This window comes from Microterricola viridarii, from assembly GCF_900104895.1.
Classification (GTDB): domain Bacteria; phylum Actinomycetota; class Actinomycetes; order Actinomycetales; family Microbacteriaceae; genus Microterricola; species Microterricola viridarii.
In genome coordinates, this window is the sequence record NZ_LT629742.1 from 1,226,539 (window position 1) to 1,249,724 (window position 23,186).

Here is a 23,186-nt window from a genome sequence, read left to right on the forward strand (position 1 = left end):
CTGCTGGATAAGCTGGGGATATGGAAACCCTGTTCAGCATCTTGCACGTCGTCACCGCCGTGTTCATCGTCGGCCCGATGGCCATCCTGCCCATGACCGCCATGCGCGCGGTCCGCGCCGGCAACGCCTCCCAGGTCGCCGTGCTGGCGAAGTCCACCAACCTGTTCAGCCTGCTCTCGCTGCTGGTCGTCGTCTTCGGCTTCGGCGTGATGGGCATGGCGGACGAGAAGTACAACCTCTCCGTCACCACCCCGTGGGTGCTGTGGTCGATCATCCTCTACATCGTCGCGCTCGGCCTCAGCCTCTTCGTCGTCGTCCCGACCATGCGCAAGGCCGCCGAGGCACTCGGCGCCGTGGACGCCGCCAACCCCGCGGCCGCCGCCGCGCCGTCCCGCTACCCGGCCATCGCCGCCGGCAGCGGCGTCGCGTCGCTGCTGCTCGTCGCCGTCGTCGTGCTGATGGTCTGGAAGCCGTAGCGACTCCCGGGAGCCCGCTGGTTGGGCTTGCCGAAGCCCCTCTCGGGGTCCGGCAAGCCCGACCAGCGGGTTTCTGCGTTTAAGCGCGCAGCGCCCGCAGCGTGAGCGCCGTGGCGATGGCCGCGGCCGCGGCCTCCTCGCCCTTGTCCTCCTTGGAGCCGGGCAGGCCGGCGCGGTCGATGCCCTGCTGCTCGTCGTCCAGGGTGAGCACGCCGAAGCCGACCGGCTTGCCGGTGTCCAGGGCGACCCGGGTGAGGCCGTCGGTGGCGGCCGCCGAGACGTACTCGAAGTGCGGTGTGCCGCCGCGGATGATGACGCCGAGCGCGACGACGGCGTCCGCCCCCGCCTCCAGGGCCGCCGTGCAGACCACGGGCAGCTCGAAACTGCCCGGCACCCGCACGATCTCGTAGTCTGCGCCGGATGCCTCGAGCACCCGCACCGCGCCGGCGATCAGCCCGTCGGTGATGATCTCGTGCCAGCGCCCGGCGACGATGACGACGCGCATCCCCGTCGCGTCGAGGTTCGGGGTGAGTGCCGCCGTTGGTGATCCTGCTCCGCTCATGATGCGTGCCCTTCCAGTGTGTTGAGGAGTGTCTCGGCCGTGGCATCTGCCAGCTGGCCGTTGTCGATGGAGTGCCCCATCCGGGTGCGCTTGGTGTCGAGGTAGCCCTCGTTGTACGCACCGACGCCGACGACCAGCGGCACCTGCTCGCTCACCCGCACGCCGTGCAGCTCGAGCTGGCGCACCTTCTCCGGGTTGTTGGTGAGCAGGCGCACGGAGCCGACGCCCATGTCGTCGAGGATTGCCGCCGCGGCGCCGTAGTCGCGGGAGTCGGCCGGTAGGCCGAGGGCGAGGTTGGCGTCGAGGGTGTCGAGCCCATCCTCCTGCAGTCGGTAGGCGCGCAGCTTGTTGATCAGGCCGATGCCGCGTCCCTCATGCCCGCGCAGGTAGATGACGATGCCGCCGTCGCGCTGCACGGTCTCCAGCGCGGCGTCCAGCTGCGGGCCGCACTCGCACTTGAGCGAGCCGAAGGCCTCGCCGGTCAGGCACTCGGAGTGCACCCGCACGAGGGGGGAGTCGCCCAGCACGCCGGCGGTGATCGCGACGTGGTCGGCGCCGCTGACCCGGTCGCGGTACGCGCGCACCTGGAACGGGCCGTGCCTGGTCGGCACCGTCGTCTCGACCTCGAAGGCCACGCGGGCGTTCTCGACCACGGATGCCGGGGCGCCGGCCTCCACCTCGTGCTGCGCGTGCAGCCACTCGGCGATCGCCGCGACCGTGGTGACGGGCAGGCCGTCGCGCTCACCGAGGGCGAGCAGCCCGGGCAGGCGCATCATCTCGCCGTCATCCGCGACGATCTCCCCGATGACGCCCACCGGGGCCAGCCCGGCCAGCTTCATCAGGTCGACGGCGGCCTCGGTGTGCCCGGCGCGCTCGCGCACGCCGCCGGCGACGGCGCGCAGCGGCAGCACGTGGCCGGGTCGGATCAGGTTGGCCGGCAGGGAGTGCGGGTCGGCGAGCACCCGCAGGGTGCGCGCGCGGTCGGCGGCGCTGATGCCGGTGGTCACCCGCTCGGCGGCATCGACGGTGATCGTGTACGCGGTGTTCCGCGCGTCCTCGTTGTCGACGACCATGAGCGGCAGGCCGAGCCGGTCGGCGTACTCCGCCGGCATCGGGGCACAGAGGAAGCCGCTGGTGTTGCGCACCATCCAGGCGATCCACTCCTGGCTGGCCAGCTCGGCGGCGAGGATGGCGTCGCCCTCGTTCTCGCGGCCCTCGTCGTCGGCGACGATCACGGGCCGACCCGCGCGCAGCGCCTCGAGAACCTCGGGCATGGTGGACAGGCTCATGAGTTGCTCCTCACTGGGGTAGCGGCGTTCTGTAGTGCGAACATTCGTGCAACGTGGCGGGCGAGGATGTCGGTCTCGATGTTGACCGTGTCGCCGACGACGCGCTGGCCGAGAGTCGTCGCGGTGAGCGTCTCGGGGATCAGCGATACCTCGAACCACTGCTCGGCCTCCTCGGCCGGGCTGACGTTGCTCACGGTGAGCGAGACACCGTCGACGGCGATCGAGCCCTTGTCGACGACGAGCGGGGCGTGCTCGGCGTCCAGGCTGAACCGCACGACCCGCCAGGCGCTGCCCGGCGTGATCGCCAGCACCGTCGCGGTGCCGTCGATGTGGCCCTGCACGATGTGCCCGCCGAGGCGGCCGTTGACCGCGGCCGCGCGCTCGAGGTTGACGGCCGTGCCCTGCACGGCGCCGCCCAGGGTGCTCATGGCCAGCGTCTGCGCCATGACGTCGACGGTGAAGGAGTCGGCGTCGCTGCCCACGACTGTCAGGCAGACCCCGCTGACGGCGATGGAGTCGCCGTGCCCGGCGTCGCTGACGACGAGCGGCCCGCGCACCGTGATGCGCGCCGCATCGCTCGTGCGCTCGATCCGCTCGATGCGGCCGAGCTCCTCGATGATTCCTGTAAACACCTCAGTGTCCTTTCACGGGTCGGGCCACGACGAGGATGTCGTCGCCCAGTTGTTCAACGCTGGCCAGCTCGAGGCGCAGTGCCTCGTCGATGGAGGCGATGCCGAGCTCGCCGAGGGCGAGTTTCGGGCCGCCGAGCAGCACGGGGGCAAGGTAGACGAGCAGCTCGTCGGCGAGGCCGGCCGCGATGAACGCGCTGGCCAGTGTCGGCCCGCCCTCGACGAAGAGCGAGCGGATGCCGCGGCCGTGCAGGTCGGCCAGCTGGGCGGGCAGGTCGCTGCCGTCAGCGAAGACGGGCTCGTGCGGGTGGCGGCGGAGCGCGGCATCCGCCGGCGTCTCGCGCCGACCGAAGACGATGGGCACGGGCTGGCTGGGGAGCAGGCCGCCGTCGGCGTCGCGGGCGGTGAGGGAGGGGTCGTCGGCCAACACGGTGCCGGTGCCGACGGCGATCGCGTCGGCGGCGGCGCGGCGGCGGTGCACGTCGAGGCGCGCGGCGGACCCGGTGATCCACTGGCTGCTGCCGTCGGCCGCGGCGGCGCGGCCGTCCAGGCTGGACGCCCACTTGACGGTGACGACCGGGCGGCCGAGGCGGGCGGCCTGCAGCCAGTCGCCGAGCAGCGCCTCGCCCTCGGCGCGGAGCACGCCGCCCTCGACGTCGATGCCGGCGGCGCGGAGCCGGGCGGCACCGCCCGAGGACGAGTCGCCCGGGTCGTCGACGGAGTAGATGACGCGGGCGACGCCGGCCTCGATCAGGGCCTCGGCGCAGGGGCCGGTGCGGCCCTGGTGGTTGCAGGGTTCGAGGGTGACGACGGCGGTCGCGCCGCGCGCGGCTCCCGCGGGCAGCTCGGCCAGCGCGGCGACCTCGGCGTGCGCGGTGCCGGCGCCCCGGTGCCAGCCCTCGGCCAGCACGGTGCCGTCGTCGGCCAGCAGCACGCAGCCGACCTGCGGGTTCAGCCCGCGGGCGGGACCGTTTGCGGCCAGCGCGAAGGCGCGGCGCAGAACGTCTTCGATGTGTGCGCGGGATCCCATGGCAGTCCTTGTACTCAGGTACTCCGGGGGTCGCGAGCGTGCTCGAGGTTCGCCGACGGCCGAGTGAGCAGAGAAACCCTGATCACTACAAACAATCGACGCGTGCATCCTCCCATCCGGACTTTAACCGTCGGTGCCGGAATTTCACCGGCTCAACCGTTCCCTCCTTGCGGAGGGCACGGCTCGCGGACTTTCACCGCCGGTTCGGATTCTCACCGACCCCGGAGCACGTTTCTTGCTTCTGAGTCTAGGCCAACGCGCCCGGCCAGAATCTATTCCCGCAACGCCCCGTTACGTAGCTCTCGCCCATCCCCGTTGGCTCGAGGGAGCGCCAGCGACCGCAGCCAGCAGCGGTGATCCGCGCGTGGGGGTGGGCGTCGGCCCGTCCCGTTGGTCGAGTAGCGAGGAACGAGCGTATCGAGACCGGGTCGCCCGGGTCTCGATACGGCCCTGGCGGGCCTACTCGACCAGCGGGAGGGTGGGCGTCGCCATTTCCCGTTGGCTCGAGGGAGCGCCAGCGACCGAAGCCAAACCCCGGGCACGCCTCGCTCGGGTCGGCTCCGGGGCTTCGGGGGCTGCGCTGCTCGTTCCTCGCGGCGCGGCCCCCTCCAGCCGACGTGGGGAGGGGCATCGGCCCGTCCCGTTGGTCGAGTAGCGAGGAACGAGGGTATCGAGACCGGGTCGCCGGGTCTCGATACGGCCCTGGCGGGCCTACTCGACCAGCGGGAGGGTGGGCGTCGCCACTCCCCGTTGGCTCGAGGGAGCGCCAGCGACCGAAGCCAGCAGCGGAGGCCCGCGCGCGGGGAGGGTGGCGCACTTTTCCCGTTGGCTCGAGGGCGCGGCAGCGACCGAAGCCGGCCGTGGCCTACTCGAGCAGGGCGCGGGCAGTCGACTCGTCAATGATGAGGTCGGTGATGAGCTCGGCCCTGATCGCGCCGCGCAGGCTCGGCAGCTTCGACAGCCCGGCGACCACGCAGACGCGGCGCGGCGTCGCCCGCAGCAGGTCGAAGCTCGGCCCGGTACCGCGCTCGTTCAGGGCGATGCCGTCGGTGGAGCCGTCCGCGCGGTAGAACACCGTCGCGACGTCGCCGACCGCGCCGTCGCGGCTGAGGGACTGGAAGTCCTCCGGCTCGAGGTAGCCGCCGGCGTAGACGTGGCTCGGCACCTCGGCGAAGGGGGAGCCGATGCCGAAGAGCGCGACATCCATGTTCTCCTGCATCTGCAGCACCCGCTCGGTGGAGCGCTCCCGCCACATCGCCTGCTTCGTCGCCGGGTCGTCGAAGAACGCCGGGACGGGGAACTGCTGCACGTGCGCGCCATAGGCATCGCCGAAGCGGCGCAGGATCTCGGAGGCGTAGAGGATGCCGGTGGTGCGCATGTTCCCCGCGCCGTTCAGCTGCACGATCTGCGAGTTGTGGGTCTGCTTGGGGATGAGGTGGCGGCTGAGCGCACCCATCGTCGAGCCCCAGGCAATGCCGAGCGACATGTTGGAGTCGAAGAACTGGCCGAGAATTCGTGCAGCCGAGAGCGCGACGCGCTCCAGACGGTCCACGTCGCTGGCGTTCTCCGGCACCGGGACGATGTGCGCGCGCACCCCGTGGCGCTCGAGAACGGCCTCCTCGATCCGGCCGGGCATGTCCCGCGGCGAGCGGATCTGGATGTCGACCAGCCCGCTGGCCCTGGCGTGGCTGAGCAGCCGCGAGACCGAGGAACGCGAGGTGTGCAGCTCGTGGGCGATGGCATCCATCGTCAGATCCTGCATGTAGTAGAGGTGAGCGGCGCGCAGCGCGTCGCCGGTCTTGCCGCTCTCGGATGTCTCGTCGAGCTCGTTCATCACGGGTCCTGTCTCTCTCGGCTAGCCCTGCACATATGTGCACGAGCTTTGAAAGATTGTGCGTATGTGTTCAAGATGTATTCATACACACGCGGTGGCGAAGACGCAAACAGCGGGTGTTCCCTGAACTGAGGAACGACGACGAGCGAACGGCCGTCGGGAAGCGAGAGAACGAGATGTCGGCATTCCAGAACAACGACACCCGCGAAACCGTCGCTGCGCTGCAGCAGAAGCCGCACAGCAGCGTGCTCATCATCGGTGCAGGCATCAATGGCATTGCCACCTTCCGCGACCTCGCCCTGCAGGGCGTCGACGTTACCATCGTCGAGCGCGGCGACTACGTCTCCGGCGCGTCCAGCGCGTCCTCGCACATGATCCACGGCGGCGTCCGGTACCTCGAGAACGGCGAGTTCCGCCTCGTCAAGGAGTCGGTCGAGGAGCGCAACAGCCTCATCAAGATCGCCCCGCACTACGTGAAGCCGCTGAAGACCACGGTGCCGATCTTCTCCACCTTCTCCGGAATCCTCTCCGCCCCGCTGCGGTTCCTGACGCACCGCTCCGGCAAGCCCACCGAGCGCGGCGCGCTGCTGATCAAGGTCGGCATGACGCTCTACGACTCCTTCTCCCGCGACGGCGGCAGCGTGCCCCGCCACGAGTTCCGTGGGCGCACCGAGTCGCTGCGCCAGCTGCCGGCGCTGAACCCGGCGCTCAAGTACACGGCCACCTACTACGACGCCTCGATGCACGACCCGGAGCGCCTCGCCCTCGACGTGCTGCACGACGGCCTCGCCGCCGGCCCGCTCGCCCGCGCCGCCAACTACGTGGAGGCCGTCGGCATGGACGAGGACGGCGTGCGCCTGCGCGACACCGTGACCGGCGAGGTCTTCACCATGACCGCCGACGTCATCGTGAACACCACCGGCCCCTGGACCGACCTCACCAACCGCGCACTCGGCCGCCCGAGCACCTTCATGGGCGGCACCAAGGGCTCGCACATCGTGCTGGACAACCCGGAGCTGCTGGAAGCCACCGACGGCCGCGAGATCTTCTTCGAGCACGAGGACGGCCGCATCGTGCTGATCTACCCGCTGAAGGGCCGCGTCCTCGTCGGCACCACCGACCTCGAGCACGACATGACGAAGCCGATCCGCTGCACAGAGGACGAGGTCGACTACTTCTTCGATCTCATCGCGCACGTTTTCCCAAACATCGCCGTCGACCGTTCCGACATCGTGTTCCGCTTCTCCGGCGTGCGTCCGCTGCCCCGTCACGACGACGAGGCACCCGGCTTCGTCTCCCGCGACTACCGCATCGAGAAGACCGAGCTCACCGAGCTGCCCGGCAGCACGCTGCTCAGCCTGGTCGGCGGCAAGTGGACGACCTTCCGCGCCCTGGCCGAGCACCTGAGCACCGACATCCTGGGCCTCATCGGCCAGCCCCGCACCCAGAGCACCGAGGGCCTGGCCATCGGTGGTGGCAAGGGCTTCCCGCAGACGGATGCCGCCCGCCAGGTGTGGCTCACCAGCCACGGCGAGGAGCTCGGCCGCGAGCGTGCAGCCCAGCTGCTCGCCCGCTACGGCACGCGCGCAGAGCCGCTGATCGCCGAGCTGCTCGCCGACGAGGGGACGCAGGACGCCCCGCTGACCGGCGCCGCCGACTACTCGCGCCGCGAGATCGCCTACCTCGTCGCCACTGAGCAGCCCGTGCACCTGCAGGACCTCGTCCTGCGCCGCACCAGCCTCGCCTTCGTCGGCGCCCTGAGCACCAGCCTGCTCGAGGAACTGGCCGGAATCATGGCCGAGGTGCTCGGCTGGAGCGAGGCCCGCACCGCCGTGGAAATCGCCTCCACCCGCGCGGACCTGGCCGAGGTGCACGGGGTGCAGCTGGAGTCCGGTCAGCTCACCAACGCCTGAGCGAACGCCCTCGTCGACGCCTGGGCGAACGACGGTTGAACAGTCAGAGAATGCACGGATGTGCACTCGTTCTGGCTGTTTTGCCGTCTGAGCGCCGGATACGGTTCTAAGCGGATTCCTCGAATCCGCCACAGTTCGCCCGGATCTCGCCGGCGTGGATGACGAAAGAAATATCGGAAGGTCAACGTGGACAACCTCGGAATTGTGTTCCTCTCGGAGCTGGTCGGTACCGCCATGCTCGTGCTGCTCGGTGGAGGCGTCGTCGCAAACGTCATCCTCGCCAAGACCAAGGGCTTTGGCGGCGGCACCCTGATGATCAACTTCGGCTGGGGCCTCGCGGTCTTCGCCGGTGTCATCGTCTCGTACGCGTCAGGTGCACACCTGAACCCCGCCGTCACGCTCGGCCTCGTCGCCAGCGGCGCGGAGGAGTTCGGCAACCCCGCCATGGGCACCACCGTCGCGGTGTCCGTCGTCTCGGTGCTGGCCTACATCGCCGCCCAGCTCATCGGTGCGATCATCGGTGCCGTCGTGATGTGGCTCGGCTACAAGCAGCACTTCGACGCTGAGCCGGATGCCGCGACCAAGCTCGGCGTCTTCTCCACCGGCCCCGCCATCCGCTCCTACGGCTGGAACCTCGTCACCGAGATCATCGCCACCTTCGTGCTCGTCTTCGTCGTCATCGGCTTCGGCCGCAACGGCGACGGCGGCGGCCTGGCCGCCCTTGGCGCCCTGCCCGTTGCCCTCCTGGTGATCGGTATCGGCGCCTCCCTCGGCGGCCCGACCGGCTACGCCATCAACCCGGCCCGTGACCTCGGCCCGCGCATCGCGCACTTCTTCCTGCCGATCAAGGGCAAGGGCGGCTCCGACTGGAGCTACTCCTGGGTCCCCGTCGTCGGCCCGATCATCGGCGGCGTGCTCGCCGGCCTCGCGTCCACCGCTCTGCTGCCGATCCTCGGCTAGTCAGCGGAATCCGAACCTCACTCATCTCATTCGATAGCAAAGGAGTTATCAGCATGGCTGACTACGTACTCGCGATTGACCAGGGCACCACGAGCTCGCGCGCAATCATCTTCGACAAGGCGGGGTCGATCATCTCGACCGGCCAGCTCGAGCACGAGCAGATCATGACCCAGGCCGGCTGGGTCGAGCACAACCCGCTGGAGATCTGGGCGAACGTGCGCGAGGTGATCGGCCAGGCCCTCGGCAAGGCGAACCTCACCCGGCACGACGTGGCCTCGATCGGCATCACCAACCAGCGCGAGACCGCCGTCGTCTGGAACAAGAACACCGGCGAGCCTGTCTACAACGCCATCGTCTGGCAGGACACCCGCACGCAGGACATCGTCGACCGCCTCGCGGGCGCCGAGGGAGTCGAGCGCTTCAAGAAGACCGTCGGCCTGCCGCTGGCGACCTACTTCTCCGGCACCAAGATCGTCTGGATCCTGGAGAACGTGCCCGGGGCCCGCGAGGCGGCGGATGCCGGCGAGCTGCTCTTCGGCACCACCGACACCTGGGTGCTGTGGAACCTCACCGGCGGCGTCAACGGCGGCGTGCACGCCACCGACGTCACCAACGCCAGCCGCACCCTCTTCATGGACCTCGAGACCCTGCAGTGGGACGACGAGATCCTCGCGGCGTTCGATGTGCCGAAGTCGATGCTGCCCGACATCCGTTCGTCCTCCGAGATCTACGGCTACGCGTCCGAGCACTCGCTGCTGCGTGAAACCCCCATTGCCGGAATCCTCGGAGACCAGCAGGCGGCGACGTTCGGCCAGGCCGCATTCCAGACCGGCGAGGCGAAGAACACCTACGGCACGGGCAACTTCCTCATCTTCAACACGGGGGAGGAGATCGTTCACTCGGAGAACGGCCTGCTCACGACCGTCGGCTACAAGCTCGGCGACGCACCGGTGCACTACGCGCTGGAGGGATCCATCGCGGTCACCGGCTCGCTCGTGCAGTGGATGCGCGACAACCTCGGCATCATCGAGTCGGCCTCCGACATCGAGGCGCTGGCGAACACGGTCGAGGACAACGGCGGGGCCTACTTCGTGCCCGCGTTCTCCGGCCTGTTCGCGCCGCACTGGCGCGCGGACGCCCGAGGCGCCCTCGTCGGCCTCACCCGCTACGTGAACAAGGGCCACATCGCCCGTGCCGCGCTCGAGGCGATCGCGTTCCAGACCCGTGAGGTCATCGACGCGGTCAACGCCGACTCCGGCGTCCCGCTGACCGAGCTCAAGGTCGACGGCGGTGCGACGGCGAACAACACGCTGCTGCAGTTCCAGGCCGACATCCTGAACGTTCCGGTCGTGCGCCCCGTCGTGGCCGAGACCACCGCGCTCGGCGCGGCCTACGCGGCCGGCCTGGCCGTCGGCTTCTGGAGCGGTCTCGATGACCTCTCCAAGAACTGGCAGGAGGACAAGCGCTGGGAGCCGAACATGGACTCCGCTGAGCGCGACCGCCTCTACCGCAACTGGAAGAAGGCCGTCACCAAGACCCTCGACTGGGTCGACGAGGACGTCAAGTAACACCCCGCGAAACCACGAAGCCCCCGCACTCCTCGGAGTGCGGGGGCTTCTGCCTTCAGCGCTGTCGGGTTCGGTCGCTGGCGCTCCCTCGAGCCAACGGGGAAACCCGCTGGTCGAGTAGGCGCGCCAGCGCCGTATCGAGACCCAGCTAGAGAGCAACCAGTGCGGCCACGAGATCGTCGAGCCCGGCGATCTCGAGCACGCCGAGGGCGGCGGCCTCCGCGGCATCCGAGGGCTCGGGGGTGACCTCGCCCGCGCGGTTCAGCCACACGCCGGTGAGCCCGGCGGCGGCGGCGCCGATCGCGTCCGTGTGCAGCCGGTCACCGACGTACACGCTCCGCCCGGGCTCCGCGTCAAACGCCGCGCAGGCGGCCGCGAAGATGCGCGGGTCGGGCTTGGCGAAGCCGAGTGCGCCGGATGCGATGAGCCTCTCCGGGTGCTCATCGAGGCCCATCCTGGCCGTCAGCCCGACCCGGTCGAGCTTGCGTCGCTGGAAGGCGGGGTCGCCGTTGGTGATGATGCCGAAGCGCACGCCGGGCAGGGCCGCCTCGAGGGCGTCGAGGCACGGCAGGGCGTCCTCGTGCAGCGTCCACGCGGCGATGTAGTGCTCGAAGTAGTCGTCGAACCAGACGCCGGAGGCGTCGTCCTCGAGATGCACGCCGTGCGCGGCCGCGAAGTCGCGGGCGCGCGCCCGGCGCTGCCCCTCGAAGTCGAGCGTGCCCTCGAGGTAGGAGTGGTAGTGCTTCTCCTCCAGTGCGTGCCAGAGCGAGACGGCATCCGGCTGGTGCACGCCCTCGAAGCCGCCGATGTTCTCGATGTGCGCGACGATGCCGTGGGACACCGCGTTGCGGTGGGCGAACAGGGTGTCGTCCAGATCGAACAGGATCACGCTGGGCGGCTTGCTCATGGCTGCACGACCCCGGTCGGCCAGCCCTCGTGGATGGAGCGGATGCCGCGGCCGAGCGTGCCGTACCAGCTCTCCGGGTGGGCGTCGTCGCGATCGGGGATGCTGGAGGGCGCCGTGCGCGTGAAGCGGAATCCGGCCTTGCGGGCGACCCGGGCGGAGGCGACGTTTCCGGCGATGCACTCCCAGCCGACGGCCTGCAGGCCGGGGACGGCCTCGTCGAACGCCCAGTCGGCGACGCGCGAGACGGCCTCCGGCATGTAGCCGAAGCCGCGGTGCTCCTCGCCTATCCAGAAGCCGAGGTCGTGCTTCGGCATCCGGAAGGAGAGGACGCCCATGAGAGGGCCGCCCTCCTCCCGGCGCAGCGCCCACGTCGCCTCCGCGCCGCTCTGCCACCAGGCCGGCGCAAGCTCGTTCACGAACCCGGCGGCGTGCTCGCGCCGGTACGGCCACGGCACGGTCAGGTAGCGCTCGAACAGCGGGTCCTGGCAGTAGGCGGTGATCGCATCGACATCGCCCTCCTGCAGCTGGTCGAGCACGAGCCGTTCCGTGCGCAGTGCGACGATGTCCATGTGTGCTCCTAGCGTGCCCGGCGGAGGAAGCCGATGCGGTCGTAGACGGTGTCCAGCGTGGCGTCGGCGATCGCCGACGCGCGTTCGGCGTTGCCGGCCAGCAGGCGGTCCAGCTCGGCCGGGTCGTCGAGCAGCGCGGTGGCGCGCTCGCGGATCGGCGAGAACTCGGAGACGACGAGCTCGACGAGCTCCTTCTTGAAGTCACCGTAGCCGCGGCCGGCGAAGGCGTCCTCGATCTCGGCCAGCGAGCGGCCGGAGAGAACCTGGAACATCGTCATCAGGTTGGAGACGCCCGGCTTCTCTGCCCGATCGAAGCGCACCACGCCGTCGTCATCCGTGACCGCGCGCATGATCTTCTTCTTGATCGCGCCCGGCTCGTCCATCAGCCAGAGGATGCCGGCGGGCGACTCGCCCGACTTCGACATCTTCGAGCCCGGGTTCTGCAGGTCGTAGATGCGCGCCGTCTCCTTCTGGATGACGGGCTCCGGCACCGTGAAGGTCTCGCCGAAGCGCGCGTTGAAGCGGGTGGCGAGGTCGCGGGTGAGCTCGACGTGCTGCTTCTGGTCGTCGCCGACCGGCACGACCTCCGTCTGGTAGAGCAGGATGTCGGCCGCCATCAGCACCGGGTAGGTGAAGAGTCCGACCGAGGTGGCGTCGGCGCCCTGCTTCTTGGACTTGTCCTTGAACTGCGTCATCCGGCCGGCCTCGCCGAAACCGGTGATGGTGTTGAGAACCCAGGCCAGCTCGGCGTGCGCCGGCACGTGCGACTGCACGTAGAGCGTGGAGCTGGACGGGTCGATGCCGGCGGCGATGTACTGCGCGGCGGTGCGGCGGGTCTTCTCGCGCAGCTCGGCCGGGTCCTGCGGCACGGTGATGGCGTGCATGTCGACGACGGAGAACAGGGCGTCGTGGCTGGACTGCAGCTCCTTCCACTGCAGCAGGGCGCCGATGTAGTTGCCGGCGTGCAGGGAATCAGCCGAGGGCTGCATGCCCGAGTAGAGGCGGGGCAGAGAGGTCATGTCACTCTTTCAAACGAGGGTCGCGGATGCCGGGCATCCGACTAAGAAATGGGGGCTAGATCGCGTAGTCGACGACGACGGGGGCGTGGTCGGACCATCGCTCGTCGTAGGACTCGGCCCGGTCGATCGTGTAGTTCACGACGGTGGCAGCCAGGGCGGGGGAGGCCAGGTGGTAGTCGATGCGCCAGCCGGTGTCGTTGTCGAAGGCCTGGCCGCGGTTGGACCACCAGCTGTACGGGCCCTCGACCTCGCCGGCCCACTTGCGCCCGACGTCGACCCAGCCGAGGCCGGCGCCGTTGTTGTAGTCCGGGTCGCTCTCGGCGCCGATGAAACGGTCGAAGTAGGCGCGCTCCTCCGGAAGGAAGCCGGCCTTCTTCACATTGCCCTTCCAGTTCTTGATGTCGAGGGTGCGGTGGCCGACGTTCAAGTCGCCCAAGACGAGTGCGTACCTGGAGTGGGCCTCGAGCTGGGGGAGTCGCTCCTGCATGGCATCGAGGAACTTGTACTTCTCAACCTGCTTGGGGGTGCCGACCTCGCCCGAGTGCACGTAGGTGCTCACCACGGTGATGATCTTGTCGCCGACGCGGTAGTCGGCCTCCAGCCAGCGGCCGGCGCTGTCGAAGTCGACCGCGCCGAGCTCGACGCGATGGATCTCGGCACCGCGGTGCTTGTCCGAGCTGCGGCGGCTGGCGAGGGCGACGCCGGCACGGCCCTTGGCCGTGGCGGCGTCGTGCAGGATGTCCCACTCGTCACCGAGCAGCTCGGTCAGGTGGCTGGTCTCGGCGCGAACCTCTTGCAGGGCGAGGATGTCCACGTCGCGGTCGGCGAGCCACGGGCCCATGCCGTTGCGGAAGGCGGCGCGCACGCCGTTTACGTTGACAGAGGCAATACGCAGTGGCGCGGACGCGGATGACATGCACTCAGTCTAGATTGTCGGACTGACCCGTCGCTGGCGCCGCCTCCACCCCGCACCATTCGGCGATGAACAGCGCGACGGCTTTCGTGACGTGGCGCACCGACTCGATGTTGACGCGCTCGTCGGCGCCATGCAGGCGTTCGCCGAGCGGGCCGTAGACCAGAGCGGGCACCCCGGCGAAGAGCCCGTAGCAGCGCGAGTCGATGTAGCCGGGCATGGCCACCTCGCCCAGGGCGGAGCCTGTGGCCTGCTCGTGTGCCGCAGCCAACACGGCCTCCGCGTCCGAGCCCGGCTCCAAGACGTAGCCGTCGGAGAAGAAGCCGAGCTTCTCTGTCAGCGCGGTGGCGCCCGCCAGGGCGGGGTCGACCTGCACGGCGCGCTGCACCCGCTCGACGATCTCCTCCCAGCACTCCTCGACGTCCATCTCCGGCAGCAGCGCGACCCGGATCCCGAGCTCGCAGGCGTCCGGGACGCTCGACGGCCAGTCGCCGGCCCGGATGGTGCCGATGTTGAGGTTCAGCGGATGCGGCTGCTCGGCGAAGTGCGCCGACTCCGGCACCCGCGTGTTCCAGTCCGCTTCCATCCGGCGCAGCTCGGCGATGACCGCGTATGCCCCGTCGATCGCGTTCGCGCCGACCGACATTTCGGAGGCGTGCGCGGCGCGGCCGGTGACGACGACCCGGAACCAGATGACGCCGGTGTGGGCGCGCACGACGGCGTTCGAGCTGGGCTCCGTGATGAGCACGGCATCCGCCGTGTAACCGTGCTGGAGAGCGGAGAGGGTGCCGTTGCCGGTGCTCTCCTCCTCCGGCACCGACTGCAGGTGGATGCGCCCCCGCGGCGTGAGCCCGGCGCGCTGCAGGGCGCGCAGCGCGAACACGTTGGCGGCGAGGCCGGCCTTCATGTCGCCGGAGCCGCGCCCGTACATCCAGCCGTCCTCGATCGCGGGCTCCCAGGGGGAGCGCGACCAGAGCCGGGGCGAGCCGAGGGGAACGACGTCGACGTGCCCGTTCAGGATCAGGCTGCGCCCGACCGCCGCCCCGACCGCCGCAGCGGGTTCCAGGGTGCCCACGACGACGTCCGTGTTCTCGTAGGAGACGGCGACCGCCCCGGCGCCGGGGTGGGTGGCCAGCTCGGCCGGGTCCAGGGTCCAGCGGTCGATGTCGAGGCCGACCTCGCGGAAGGCCTGCTCCATGAAGTCCTGGCCGTCGTTCTCCTCGCCGCGCAGCGAGGGGATCGCGATGAGCGCCGCGGTGAAATCGAGCTGCTCGTCGAAGGCGGCATCGACCGCGGCGAGGATGGCGTCGCGCTCCGCTGAAGTTGTCATTGTGCTGCTTCCTTTCCGAAGGCGCCGGCGTCGTAGACGACCTCGCCGCCGATTACCGTGCCCGTCACGGTGATGTCTTTGATTGCCGCGCTGTCGACGGCGAAGATGTCGTCGCTCAGCACGACGAAGTCGGCGAGCATGCCCGCGGCGAGGGTGCCGACGCGGTCTTCCTTGCCCACGGCGTAGGCCGAGCCATAGGTGTAGGCGCGCACCGCGTCCTCGATGCTGACCCGTTCCTCCGGGGCGAATGGCCGCCCGGATGCGGTGAGCCGGTTCACCATGTCGTGGATGCTGCGCAGCGGGTTGCCGTCGGAGACGGGGGAGTCCGTGGACCCGGGCACGACGATGCCGGCGGCCAGCAGCGAGGCCACCCGGTAGCAGGTCGCCGTGCGCTCCTCGCCGAGGGCCGCGCTCATGCCGTCCCCGAAGTCGGAGATGAAGGTGCCCTGGGGCACGGGGATGACGCCGAGCTCGGCGGCCCGGGCGACCTGCGCGTCGCTGGCGACGGCGAAGTGCTCGATCCGGTGGCGCACGCCGGGGCGCGGGTAGCGCTGCTGCGCTTCCGCGACGGCATCCAGCACATGGTCAACGGCGCTGTCGCCGATGGCGTGCGTGGCCACCGTCCAACCGGCGGCGTGGGCGCCGATGATCTGCTGGCGCAGTTGCTCCGGCCCGACCAGCATGAACCCGGCGTTCTCCGGCTCGCCGTGGTAACAGTGGTGCATCGCGGCCGACTTGCCGATGAGCGAGCCGTCGGAGACGATCTTCACCGGCCCGATGGAGAGCCGGTCGTCGCCGAAGCCGGTGCGGATCCCGAGATCGATCCCGAACCAGTCCGGCTCCCTAGTGCCCGTGATGTCGTGCAGGGTGCTGATGTAGGGCATGACGGTCATGCGCGGCCGGATGACGCCCGCCTCGACGGCCACCTGGTAGCTGTGCAGGTCGACCTGCGTGTTGCCGATCATCTCCGGTGCGCCGATGCCGGGCTCCGTCAGACTGGTCAGCCCGTAGGCGACGGCCTGGTCGGAGGCGAGCTGCAGGTTGCGCTGCACCTCCTCCAACGCGAGCGGCCGCGTGACCGCGTTGATGATCTCCTGCGCCCGCTCCTGCAGCAGCCCGGAGGCCCGGCCGGACGCGTCGCGTTCGACGTGCCCGCCCGCCACCTCTGGCACGCCGATGCGGTCGGCGAAGCCGGCTCGTGCGAACGCCGCGGTGTTGGCGACCAGCATGTGGCCGGAGACGTGCTCAACGGATGCGGGCCGCCCACCCACGACGGCGTCGATGCCCTCGGCGGTCGGGTGCGCGCCCAGCACGTTCTGGTCGTAGCCGGATGCCTTCACCCACGCGTCGGGAGCCAGCCCGGAGGCGTACTCGCCCAGCGCCCGGTACAACTCGTCGAGTGTTGTGACGGCGCTCGGGCGCAGATCGAGTGCGGCCAGCCGCGCCCCGGTGAGGGAGAGGTGATAGTGCGCGTCGTGGAACCCGGGGAGGACCCGCGCGCCGTGCAGGTCGATCGATTGGCGCGGCCGCCCGACGATCTCGTCGTCGAGGGCGATGATGCGGCCGCCGTGCACCGCCAACCGCGTTGCGGCCGGGTGGGCGGGGTCACCGGTCGCGATGACCCCGTTGTGGAAGAGGGCGTCGAACTCCATGGCCTAGTCCTCGATCCCTGCCTGCTTCTTCGCCCGGGCCAGGGCGGAGACGCCCAGCAACGTGATGATCACGAGGCTGGCGTAGAGCGTGGCGACGGCCCACGGGTTGCCGCCAGAGGAGGTGAGCACCCACTGGGCGAGCAGCGGGGTGGAACCTCCGAAGATGGTGGCGCAGATCTGGTAGGCGGCAGAGACGCCGGTGTAGCGCACGTTTGCGGGGAACGCGCTGGCCAGGAAAGTCGCGAGCATCGCGTAGTACGCCGAGCCGCCGAGCACGGTGGCGGCGAGCATGACGGCGATGAAGGGCACGTTGGCCGATTGGATCGCCAGGAAGAACGGCACCGTGAGCAGCAGGTTGAGCAGGAGCCCGCCCATCATCACCTTCATGGCGCCGATGCGCTCGGCGATGAGGGCGGCGAGCGGCTGCCAGATGAACTGCAGGATTGCGGTGGCGAGCAGCACATTGAGCATGACCTGGCGTTCGATGCCGAGCTGGCCCGTCGTCCAGGAGAGCAGGAACGTGTTCGTGAAGTAGGCCAGGGCAATGCCGAGCACGGAGGCGAAGATGCCGGCGACGAGGAGCTTCGGCGTGACGCGGAAGACCTCGAGGATCGGCACCTTGACGACGATGTTCAGCTTCTGCGTGTTGAGGAAGTCCTCTGACTCCTCGACCTTGAGGCGAATGACGAGCCCGACGACGACGAGAACGGCCGACAGCAGGAACGGGATGCGCCAGCCCCAGCTCATGAAGGCCTCGTCAGGCAGGGTGCCGACGATCAGGAAGATCAGGGTGGCCAGGATCGACCCGGCTGGGGAGCCCTGCTGCACCCAGGCACCGGCAAAGCCCTTCTTCTTCGCCGAGGAGTTCTCTGTCGCCAGCAATACGGCGCCACCCCACTCACCGCCGACGGCGAGGCCTTGGAGGGCGCGCAGCACGATGAGCAGGATGGGCGCGGCCACGCCGATCTGGGCGTATCCGGGCAGCACGCCGATGAGCGCGGTCGCGATGCCCATCAGGAGCAGGGTGACGACGAGGGTGTTCTTGCGCCCGAACTTGTCGCCGAAGTGGCCGAAGATCAGGCCGCCGATCGGGCGGGCGATGAAGCCGACCCAGAAGGTCGCGAAGGAGGCCATCAGCGCGGCGGCCGGGTCGATGTCCGGGTAGAAGACCCGGCCGAAGACGAGCGCGGCCGCGGTGCCGAAGATGTAGAAGTCGTACCACTCGATGGCGGTGCCGACGAAGGCTCCGGTGATGGAGCGGCGCTGGCGTGCCGCCTTCTCTGCGGTGGAGCTCGTCGCGTTTGTCGTCGTTGACATCATGTCCCTTGGGGTCGAGGAAAAGCTGAGACATGCAACTCTGCCCGCCATCATCCATAATCGCTAATACTCATAAAGTTGCTCATCCATGCCTGGGAGGCATAGTGGATCTCCGTGTCATCACCTACTTCCTTGCGGTCGCCGACACCGGATCAGTCTCCGCGGCTGCCCGCGAGTGCTTTGTGGCCCAGCCGTCGATGTCGAGGCAGATCAGGGCTTTGGAGAAGGAGCTCGGCGTCGCGCTGTTCGACAGGAGTGCGGGCGGAATGAAGCTGAGCCGCGCGGGCCAGCGCTTCCACGTCATCGCCAACGACATCAAGACCCGAGTCGATCGGGGAGTGAAGATCATGGCATCGCTGGGCGATGAGAGTTCGACGCTCGAGTTGGTGTGCCCGCCGAGCGTGCGCGACATGATGGTCGTCCCGTGCCTGGCGGCGACGGGCTTCCTGCTCGGCGACGTGCAGGAGGCCGAGCCCGACGACGTGTATGCGCGGCTGGACCAGGGGCAGGCCGACCTCGCGGTGGGCACGTTTACCCCGCCCGCCCGCTTCGCCCGGCACAAGCTGCTGTCGGCGAGACTGTCGCTGCAGATGCCGTCGACCGCGAATCCCTTCGCGGGGCAGACGCACGTCGACATCCGCGAGGTGACGGACCTGCCGCTGCTCAACGCCCGGCACGGCAGCGCCGTCCGCGCCGCCTTCGATCAGGCAGGCTTGGACCAGGGGCTGACCTTCAGCTACCAGAACCAGGTGTCATCCACCGTGGTCGCGCAGTCGCTCGCCGCAGCCGGGCGCGGAATCGCCGTGGCGGTGGGGCCCGCCAGCTTCGGGCTCGACCGGGTGCTTCTCACTGCGGGCGGGGAACCCCTGGCCATCACGGATTGGGTGGCCTGGGATGCCGGGCACTACGCGGTTCCCGCCATTCACGCGTTCATCGAGAACCTCGTCGCGTGGCTCGCGACGCGGGTCGAGGAGCTGGCGATCACACTGCCCGACGCCACGTCCTAGCTCGCTGTCGACTCGAGCGAGGCCCCGGGGCGCACGCGCAACGCGGCCACGCGTCGTGCGGAGGTGAAAGTGAGTTCGGGAGGCAGCCTCTCGGCACTTTCGGCCTCCCCAGCCTCCTTGTGCCTCCCGACGGACGACGCGAGCGCGGATCCGACGGGGAACGGGCAGCGGAGCGCCGGGGGAGCGCCGCGGCCGGGATGCGCCGTCAGGCAGTGTCAGGCAGTGTCAGGCAGTGTCAGGCAGTGTCAGGCGCCCACAGGCAGCGCCGCCTACTGCTTCGGGGGATTGGAGCCGGTGGGCGTCCCGGACGAGCCGTCATCCGGCCGTTCCGCAGTCGAGTCGACGACGACCTCGTTGTAGCGGTCCGTGGCCTGGCGCAGCCGGAAGGCCGTTGCCGGGCGGCGGTACCAGTTGGCGGCCTCGTGCGCCGCGCGGGCGTTGCGCAGCTCCACCTCGGCGGCCAGGCGGATGGCCTGCAACTCGCGCTCCCGCCGCTCGAGCGCCAGTTGCTCGTTGGTCACCTTGCGCAGCGACTCCCCGCGGTCGCCGGCCGCCACGGCGATCCAGGCGGCGGAGACGAGCGTCACGATGCTGGTGAGTCGGAACCACAGCAGGAGTCCGACGAAGACGGCGAACGTGGCCAGCAGCGGGTTCTTGGTGACGCTGCCGAGCAGCGTGCTCCCGAGCACCTGCATCACGGTGAGCGCGATACTGCCGAGGAGGGAACCGCCCCAGAGCCTGCGCCACTCCACAGCGGCACCGGAGAGGAAGCGGAACATCGCCGCGAGCACGCCGGCGTTGATGAGCAGCACGAGGAGGAGCCCGAGCGAGCTGCCTGCGAGGTTGTACCAGAACGAGTCGACCGGCAGGCCGAACACCTGGAACAGCCAGGACAGGGCCGCCGTGCTGATCACCGTGATCGTCGAGGCCAGCAGCAGCGTGAAGCCGAAGGCGAGCGCGGCTACGAAGTCGCGCGCCTTCAGCAGGACGTAGGAGCGGGTGTCCTTGGCCAGGCCGAACACCGTGCGCACGCTGATGCGGGAATAGGTGACCCAGCCGATTGCGGTCCAGATTAAACCGGCGGCGGCGATCACGCCGGTCGAGCTGAGGAGGAAAGTCGAGCCGGATGCGAGCCCGGTGAGCTCGCTGGAGCTGATCGCCCCCGTCTGGCCGTCCTGCCCGATGAGTCCGGGGATGTAGGTGTTGATCAGGTCCTCGAGCGCCCGCAGTGTCGAGGGGTGCGAGGCCAGCCAGAGCCCGGCGACCGAGAAGACGACGTAGACGGCGGCGAAGGCGGCGAACAGTGCCTGGTAGCTCATCCCCGCCGCCAGCAGGAAGCCGTTGCGTGCCAGGAAGTGCCGCCAGACCCGCACCGGGAACAGGGCGAGTGTCTTCTGGGTGAGCGCGGTGACGCGCTGCACCGGCTCCCCGAAGCGCTCGCGGATCGGCTCGCCGAATGCGTCCAACGCCTCGCGAACCTTGTGCTCGCTGCCGTTCCCCGGTGTCTGACTCACAGTGCCACATTAGCGCCGCAACGCGAAGAGCCCCCGTCACAGTGACGGGGGCTCTTCGCGTTGCGGCGGGTTGCGTGTTGCGGCGTGCGTGTTACGGCTTGCCGCGCATGATGGCCTGCTTGACCTCGGCGATGGCCTGGGTCACCTGGATGCCGCGCGGGCATGCCTCGGAGCAGTTGAAGGTGGTGCGGCAGCGCCACACGCCTTCCTTGTCGTTCAGGATGTCGAGGCGCACCTTGGCGTCTTCGTCACGGGAGTCGAAGATGAAGCGGTGGGCGTTGACGATGGCGGCCGGGCCGAAGTACTGGCCGTCCGTCCAGAACACCGGGCAGCTCGAGGTGCACGCGGCGCAGAGGATGCACTTGGTGGTGTCATCGAAACGCTCGCGCTGGGCGACGGTCTGGATGCGCTCCTTGCCGCCCTCCGGCGCCTTGTTGGCGATGAGGAAGGGCTGGACCTCGCGGAACGACGCGAAGAACGGCTCCATGTCGACGATGAGGTCCTTCTCCAGCGGCAGGCCCTTGATGGCCTCGACGTAGATCGGCTTCGAGATGTCGAGGTCCTTGATCAGCGTCTTGCAGGCCAGGCGGTTGCGGCCGTTGATGCGCATGGCGTCCGAGCCGCAGATGCCGTGTGCGCAGGAGCGGCGGAAGGTCAGCGAACCGTCCTGCTCCCACTTGATCTTGTGCAGCGCGTCGAGCACGCGGTCGGTCGCGTACATCTCGACGTCGAAGTCCTGCCAGCGCGGCTCCTCGTCAACCTCGGGGTCGAAGCGACGGATCAGGAACGTGACCGTGAACGGGGTGATCGCCGGGTCAGCGTTGCCCGGGCGGTCGGCGGCAATCGTCGTGGTGCTCACGATTAGTACTTCCTTTCCATGGGCTGGTAGCGCGTGACGGTGACGGGCTTCCAATCCAGACGGATGTGGTCGGCGGCATCTGCCGAGTGGGCGTCGCCCGAGAGGTACGCCATGGTGTGCTTCATGTAGGTCTCGTCGTCGCGGTTGGGGTAGTCGTCGCGCATGTGGCCGCCACGGCTCTCCTTGCGGTTGCGCGCGGAGTAGACGACGACCTCGGCGAGGTCGAGCAGGAAGCCGAGCTCGACGGCCTCGAGCAGGTCGGTGTTGAAGCGACGGCCCTTGTCCTGCACGGCGACGTTCTTGTAGCGCTCGCGCAGGCCGTGGATGGTCTGGGTGACCTCGGCCAGCGACTCGTCGGTGCGGAACACCTGAGCGCCGGCATCCATCTTGTCCTGCAGCTCCTTGCGCAGCACCGAGACGCGCTCGGTACCGGTCGAGTTGCGGATGCTGTCGATCAGACCGCGCACAGCGGCGGCCGGGTCCTTGGGCAGCGGAACGAACTCGGCCGTCTTGACGTACTCGACGGCGTTGTTGCCCGCACGCTTGCCGAACACGTTGATGTCCAGCAGCGAGTTGGTGCCGAGGCGGTTGGAGCCGTGCACCGAGACGCAGGCGCACTCGCCGGCGGCGTAGAGGCCGGGGACGACGGTGGTGTTGTCGCGCAGCACCTCGGCGTTGACGTTGGTCGGGATGCCGCCCATGGCGTAGTGCGCGGTCGGCATCACGGGAACGGGCTCGGTCACCGGGTCGACACCGAGGTAGGTGCGGGCGAACTCGGTGATGTCCGGCAGCTTGGTCTCGAGGACCTCTGCACCCAGGTGGGTGCAGTCGAGGTAGACGTAGTCCTTGTTCGGGCCGGCGCCGCGGCCCTCTGCCACCTCCTGGACCATGCAGCGGGCGACGATGTCGCGCGGGGCGAGGTCCTTGATGGTGGGGGCGTAGCGCTCCATGAAGCGCTCACCGGAGGCGTTGCGGAGGATCGCTCCCTCGCCGCGGGCGCCCTCGGTCAGGAGGATGCCGAGGCCGGCCAGTCCGGTCGGGTGGAACTGGAAGAACTCCATGTCCTCGAGCGGCAGGCCCTTGCGCCAGATGATGCCGACGCCGTCACCGGTGAGGGTGTGCGCGTTCGACGTCGTCTTGAAGATCTTGCCGAACCCGCCCGTCGCGAAGATGATCGCCTTCGCCTGGAAGACGTGCAGCTCGCCGCTGGAGAGGTCGTAGGCGACAACGCCCGACGGCTGGTCGACGCCGTCGACGTTCGTCATGACCAGGTCGAGCACGTAGTACTCGTTGAAGAAGTTGATGCCGTGCTTGACGCAGTTCTGGTACAGCGTCTGCAGGATCATGTGGCCGGTGCGGTCGGCGGCGTAGCAGGCGCGGCGAACCGGTGCCTTGCCGTGGTCGCGGGTGTGGCCGCCGAAGCGGCGCTGGTCGATCTTGCCCTCCGGCGTGCGGTTGAAGGGCAGGCCCATGTTCTCGAGGTCGAGGACCGCGTCGATGGCCTCCTTGGCCAGGATCTCCGCCGCATCCTGGTCGACGAGGTAGTCGCCGCCCTTGATGGTGTCGAAGGTGTGCCACTCCCAGTTGTCTTCCTCGACGTTGGCGAGCGCTGCGGCCATGCCACCCTGCGCCGCACCAGTGTGCGAGCGCGTCGGGTACAGCTTGGAGATCACGGCCGTCTTGGCGTGCGGTCCGGCCTCGATGGCCGCGCGCATGCCGGCGCCGCCGGCGCCGACGATCACGACATCGAACTGGTGGTAGTGCACGCCGTCAACGATGGTGTGGTCGGCGCTGTCGAACGATGAGGACTGGGTCACAGTGGCATCCGTACTTTGTGG

Annotated in this window: 20 protein-coding genes and 1 riboswitch; of the genes, 5 read left to right on the plus strand and 15 right to left on the minus strand. The window is 69.3% G+C overall.

What is annotated here, in order from left to right; translation table 11 throughout:
• The first annotated feature begins 20 nt into the window (after window positions 1–20).
• On the plus strand, window positions 21–476 hold the full coding sequence (locus BLT62_RS05590; protein ID WP_083363172.1) for a DUF2269 family protein: 456 nt from the start codon (window positions 21–23) through the stop codon (window positions 474–476).
• Between the two features lie 79 nt (window positions 477–555).
• On the opposite strand, the gene ribH is transcribed toward BLT62_RS05590, so the two are convergent.
• From ribH to BLT62_RS05615, 5 genes are all read right to left on the minus strand, one after another.
• On the minus strand, window positions 556–1,038 hold the full coding sequence (ribH, locus tag BLT62_RS05595; protein ID WP_083363173.1) for a 6,7-dimethyl-8-ribityllumazine synthase: 483 nt from the start codon (window positions 1,036–1,038) through the stop codon (window positions 556–558).
• Window positions 1,035–2,327 carry a GTP cyclohydrolase II gene (ribA, locus tag BLT62_RS05600; RefSeq protein ID WP_083363174.1) on the minus strand — a complete coding sequence of 431 codons (1,293 nt, stop codon included), beginning with the start codon at window positions 2,325–2,327 and terminating at the stop codon, window positions 1,035–1,037. Before ribA ends, ribH begins: the two co-directional genes overlap by 4 nt.
• Window positions 2,324–2,959, minus strand: coding sequence for a riboflavin synthase (locus BLT62_RS05605; protein WP_083363175.1), 636 nt, complete (start codon window positions 2,957–2,959; stop codon window positions 2,324–2,326). The genes ribA and BLT62_RS05605 overlap by 4 nt, the downstream gene beginning before the upstream one ends.
• Window position 2,960: 1 nt before the next feature.
• Window positions 2,961–3,986, minus strand: a complete 1,026-nt coding sequence (ribD, locus tag BLT62_RS05610; protein ID WP_083363176.1) for a bifunctional diaminohydroxyphosphoribosylaminopyrimidine deaminase/5-amino-6-(5-phosphoribosylamino)uracil reductase RibD — start codon at window positions 3,984–3,986, stop codon at window positions 2,961–2,963.
• A 99-nt stretch (window positions 3,987–4,085) separates the two neighbouring features.
• A riboswitch (FMN riboswitch) is annotated at window positions 4,086–4,219 on the minus strand.
• Window positions 4,220–4,851: 632 nt separating this feature from the next.
• Complete coding sequence (locus BLT62_RS05615) at window positions 4,852–5,820, minus strand: sugar-binding transcriptional regulator (RefSeq protein WP_083363177.1); 969 nt, start codon at window positions 5,818–5,820, stop codon at window positions 4,852–4,854.
• Window positions 5,821–5,996: 176 nt separating this feature from the next.
• Here BLT62_RS05615 and BLT62_RS05620 point away from each other — a divergent pair, with 176 nt between their 5' ends.
• From BLT62_RS05620 to glpK, 3 genes are all read left to right on the plus strand, one after another.
• Complete coding sequence (locus BLT62_RS05620) at window positions 5,997–7,733, plus strand: glycerol-3-phosphate dehydrogenase/oxidase (protein WP_083365325.1); 1,737 nt, start codon at window positions 5,997–5,999, stop codon at window positions 7,731–7,733.
• Between the two features lie 234 nt (window positions 7,734–7,967).
• Window positions 7,968–8,693 (plus strand): MIP/aquaporin family protein, encoded by a 726-nt coding sequence (locus BLT62_RS05625; RefSeq protein ID WP_231919409.1) that lies wholly within the window; start codon window positions 7,968–7,970, stop codon window positions 8,691–8,693.
• Window positions 8,694–8,746: 53 nt separating this feature from the next.
• Window positions 8,747–10,261 carry a glycerol kinase GlpK gene (gene glpK / locus BLT62_RS05630; protein WP_083363179.1) on the plus strand — a complete coding sequence of 505 codons (1,515 nt, stop codon included), beginning with the start codon at window positions 8,747–8,749 and terminating at the stop codon, window positions 10,259–10,261.
• A 148-nt stretch (window positions 10,262–10,409) separates the two neighbouring features.
• Here glpK and BLT62_RS05635 read toward each other — a convergent pair whose 3' ends face one another.
• From BLT62_RS05635 to BLT62_RS05665, 7 genes are read right to left on the minus strand one after another with little or no spacing between them, the layout of a single operon-like run.
• A complete protein-coding gene (locus BLT62_RS05635; RefSeq protein WP_083363180.1) occupies window positions 10,410–11,168 on the minus strand; it encodes an HAD family hydrolase in 759 nt (252 codons plus the stop codon).
• Complete coding sequence (locus BLT62_RS05640) at window positions 11,165–11,737, minus strand: GNAT family N-acetyltransferase (protein WP_083363181.1); 573 nt, start codon at window positions 11,735–11,737, stop codon at window positions 11,165–11,167. The genes BLT62_RS05635 and BLT62_RS05640 overlap by 4 nt, the downstream gene beginning before the upstream one ends.
• Window positions 11,738–11,745: 8 nt before the next feature.
• Window positions 11,746–12,756 carry a tryptophan--tRNA ligase gene (gene trpS / locus BLT62_RS05645; protein WP_083363182.1) on the minus strand — a complete coding sequence of 337 codons (1,011 nt, stop codon included), beginning with the start codon at window positions 12,754–12,756 and terminating at the stop codon, window positions 11,746–11,748.
• Between the two features lie 55 nt (window positions 12,757–12,811).
• The gene (locus BLT62_RS05650; RefSeq protein ID WP_083363183.1) at window positions 12,812–13,672 is read right to left on the minus strand and encodes an exodeoxyribonuclease III; all 861 of its coding nucleotides are present in this window, start codon (window positions 13,670–13,672) and stop codon (window positions 12,812–12,814) included.
• A gap of 4 nt (window positions 13,673–13,676) precedes the next feature.
• The gene (locus BLT62_RS05655; protein ID WP_083363184.1) at window positions 13,677–14,999 is read right to left on the minus strand and encodes an ArgE/DapE family deacylase; all 1,323 of its coding nucleotides are present in this window, start codon (window positions 14,997–14,999) and stop codon (window positions 13,677–13,679) included.
• On the minus strand, window positions 14,996–16,651 hold the full coding sequence (locus tag BLT62_RS05660; protein ID WP_083363185.1) for an amidohydrolase: 1,656 nt from the start codon (window positions 16,649–16,651) through the stop codon (window positions 14,996–14,998). Before BLT62_RS05660 ends, BLT62_RS05655 begins: the two co-directional genes overlap by 4 nt.
• A 3-nt stretch (window positions 16,652–16,654) precedes the next feature.
• Complete coding sequence (locus BLT62_RS05665; protein ID WP_083365326.1) at window positions 16,655–17,968, minus strand: MFS transporter; 1,314 nt, start codon at window positions 17,966–17,968, stop codon at window positions 16,655–16,657.
• Between the two features lie 32 nt (window positions 17,969–18,000).
• Between BLT62_RS05665 and BLT62_RS05670 the strand changes: the two genes are divergently transcribed.
• Complete coding sequence (locus tag BLT62_RS05670) at window positions 18,001–18,975, plus strand: LysR family transcriptional regulator (protein WP_083363186.1); 975 nt, start codon at window positions 18,001–18,003, stop codon at window positions 18,973–18,975.
• A 269-nt stretch (window positions 18,976–19,244) separates the two neighbouring features.
• On the opposite strand, the gene BLT62_RS05675 is transcribed toward BLT62_RS05670, so the two are convergent.
• From BLT62_RS05675 to sdhA, 3 genes are all read right to left on the minus strand, one after another.
• On the minus strand, window positions 19,245–20,489 hold the full coding sequence (locus tag BLT62_RS05675) for a YihY/virulence factor BrkB family protein (RefSeq protein WP_231919360.1): 1,245 nt from the start codon (window positions 20,487–20,489) through the stop codon (window positions 19,245–19,247).
• 91 nt (window positions 20,490–20,580) lie between these two features.
• Window positions 20,581–21,348 (minus strand): succinate dehydrogenase iron-sulfur subunit, encoded by a 768-nt coding sequence (locus tag BLT62_RS05680; protein WP_055834340.1) that lies wholly within the window; start codon window positions 21,346–21,348, stop codon window positions 20,581–20,583.
• A gap of 2 nt (window positions 21,349–21,350) precedes the next feature.
• Entirely contained in the window at window positions 21,351–23,165 is a 1,815-nt protein-coding gene (gene sdhA, locus BLT62_RS05685) for a succinate dehydrogenase flavoprotein subunit (RefSeq protein ID WP_083363187.1), read from the minus strand.
• Window positions 23,166–23,186 lie beyond the last annotated feature (21 nt).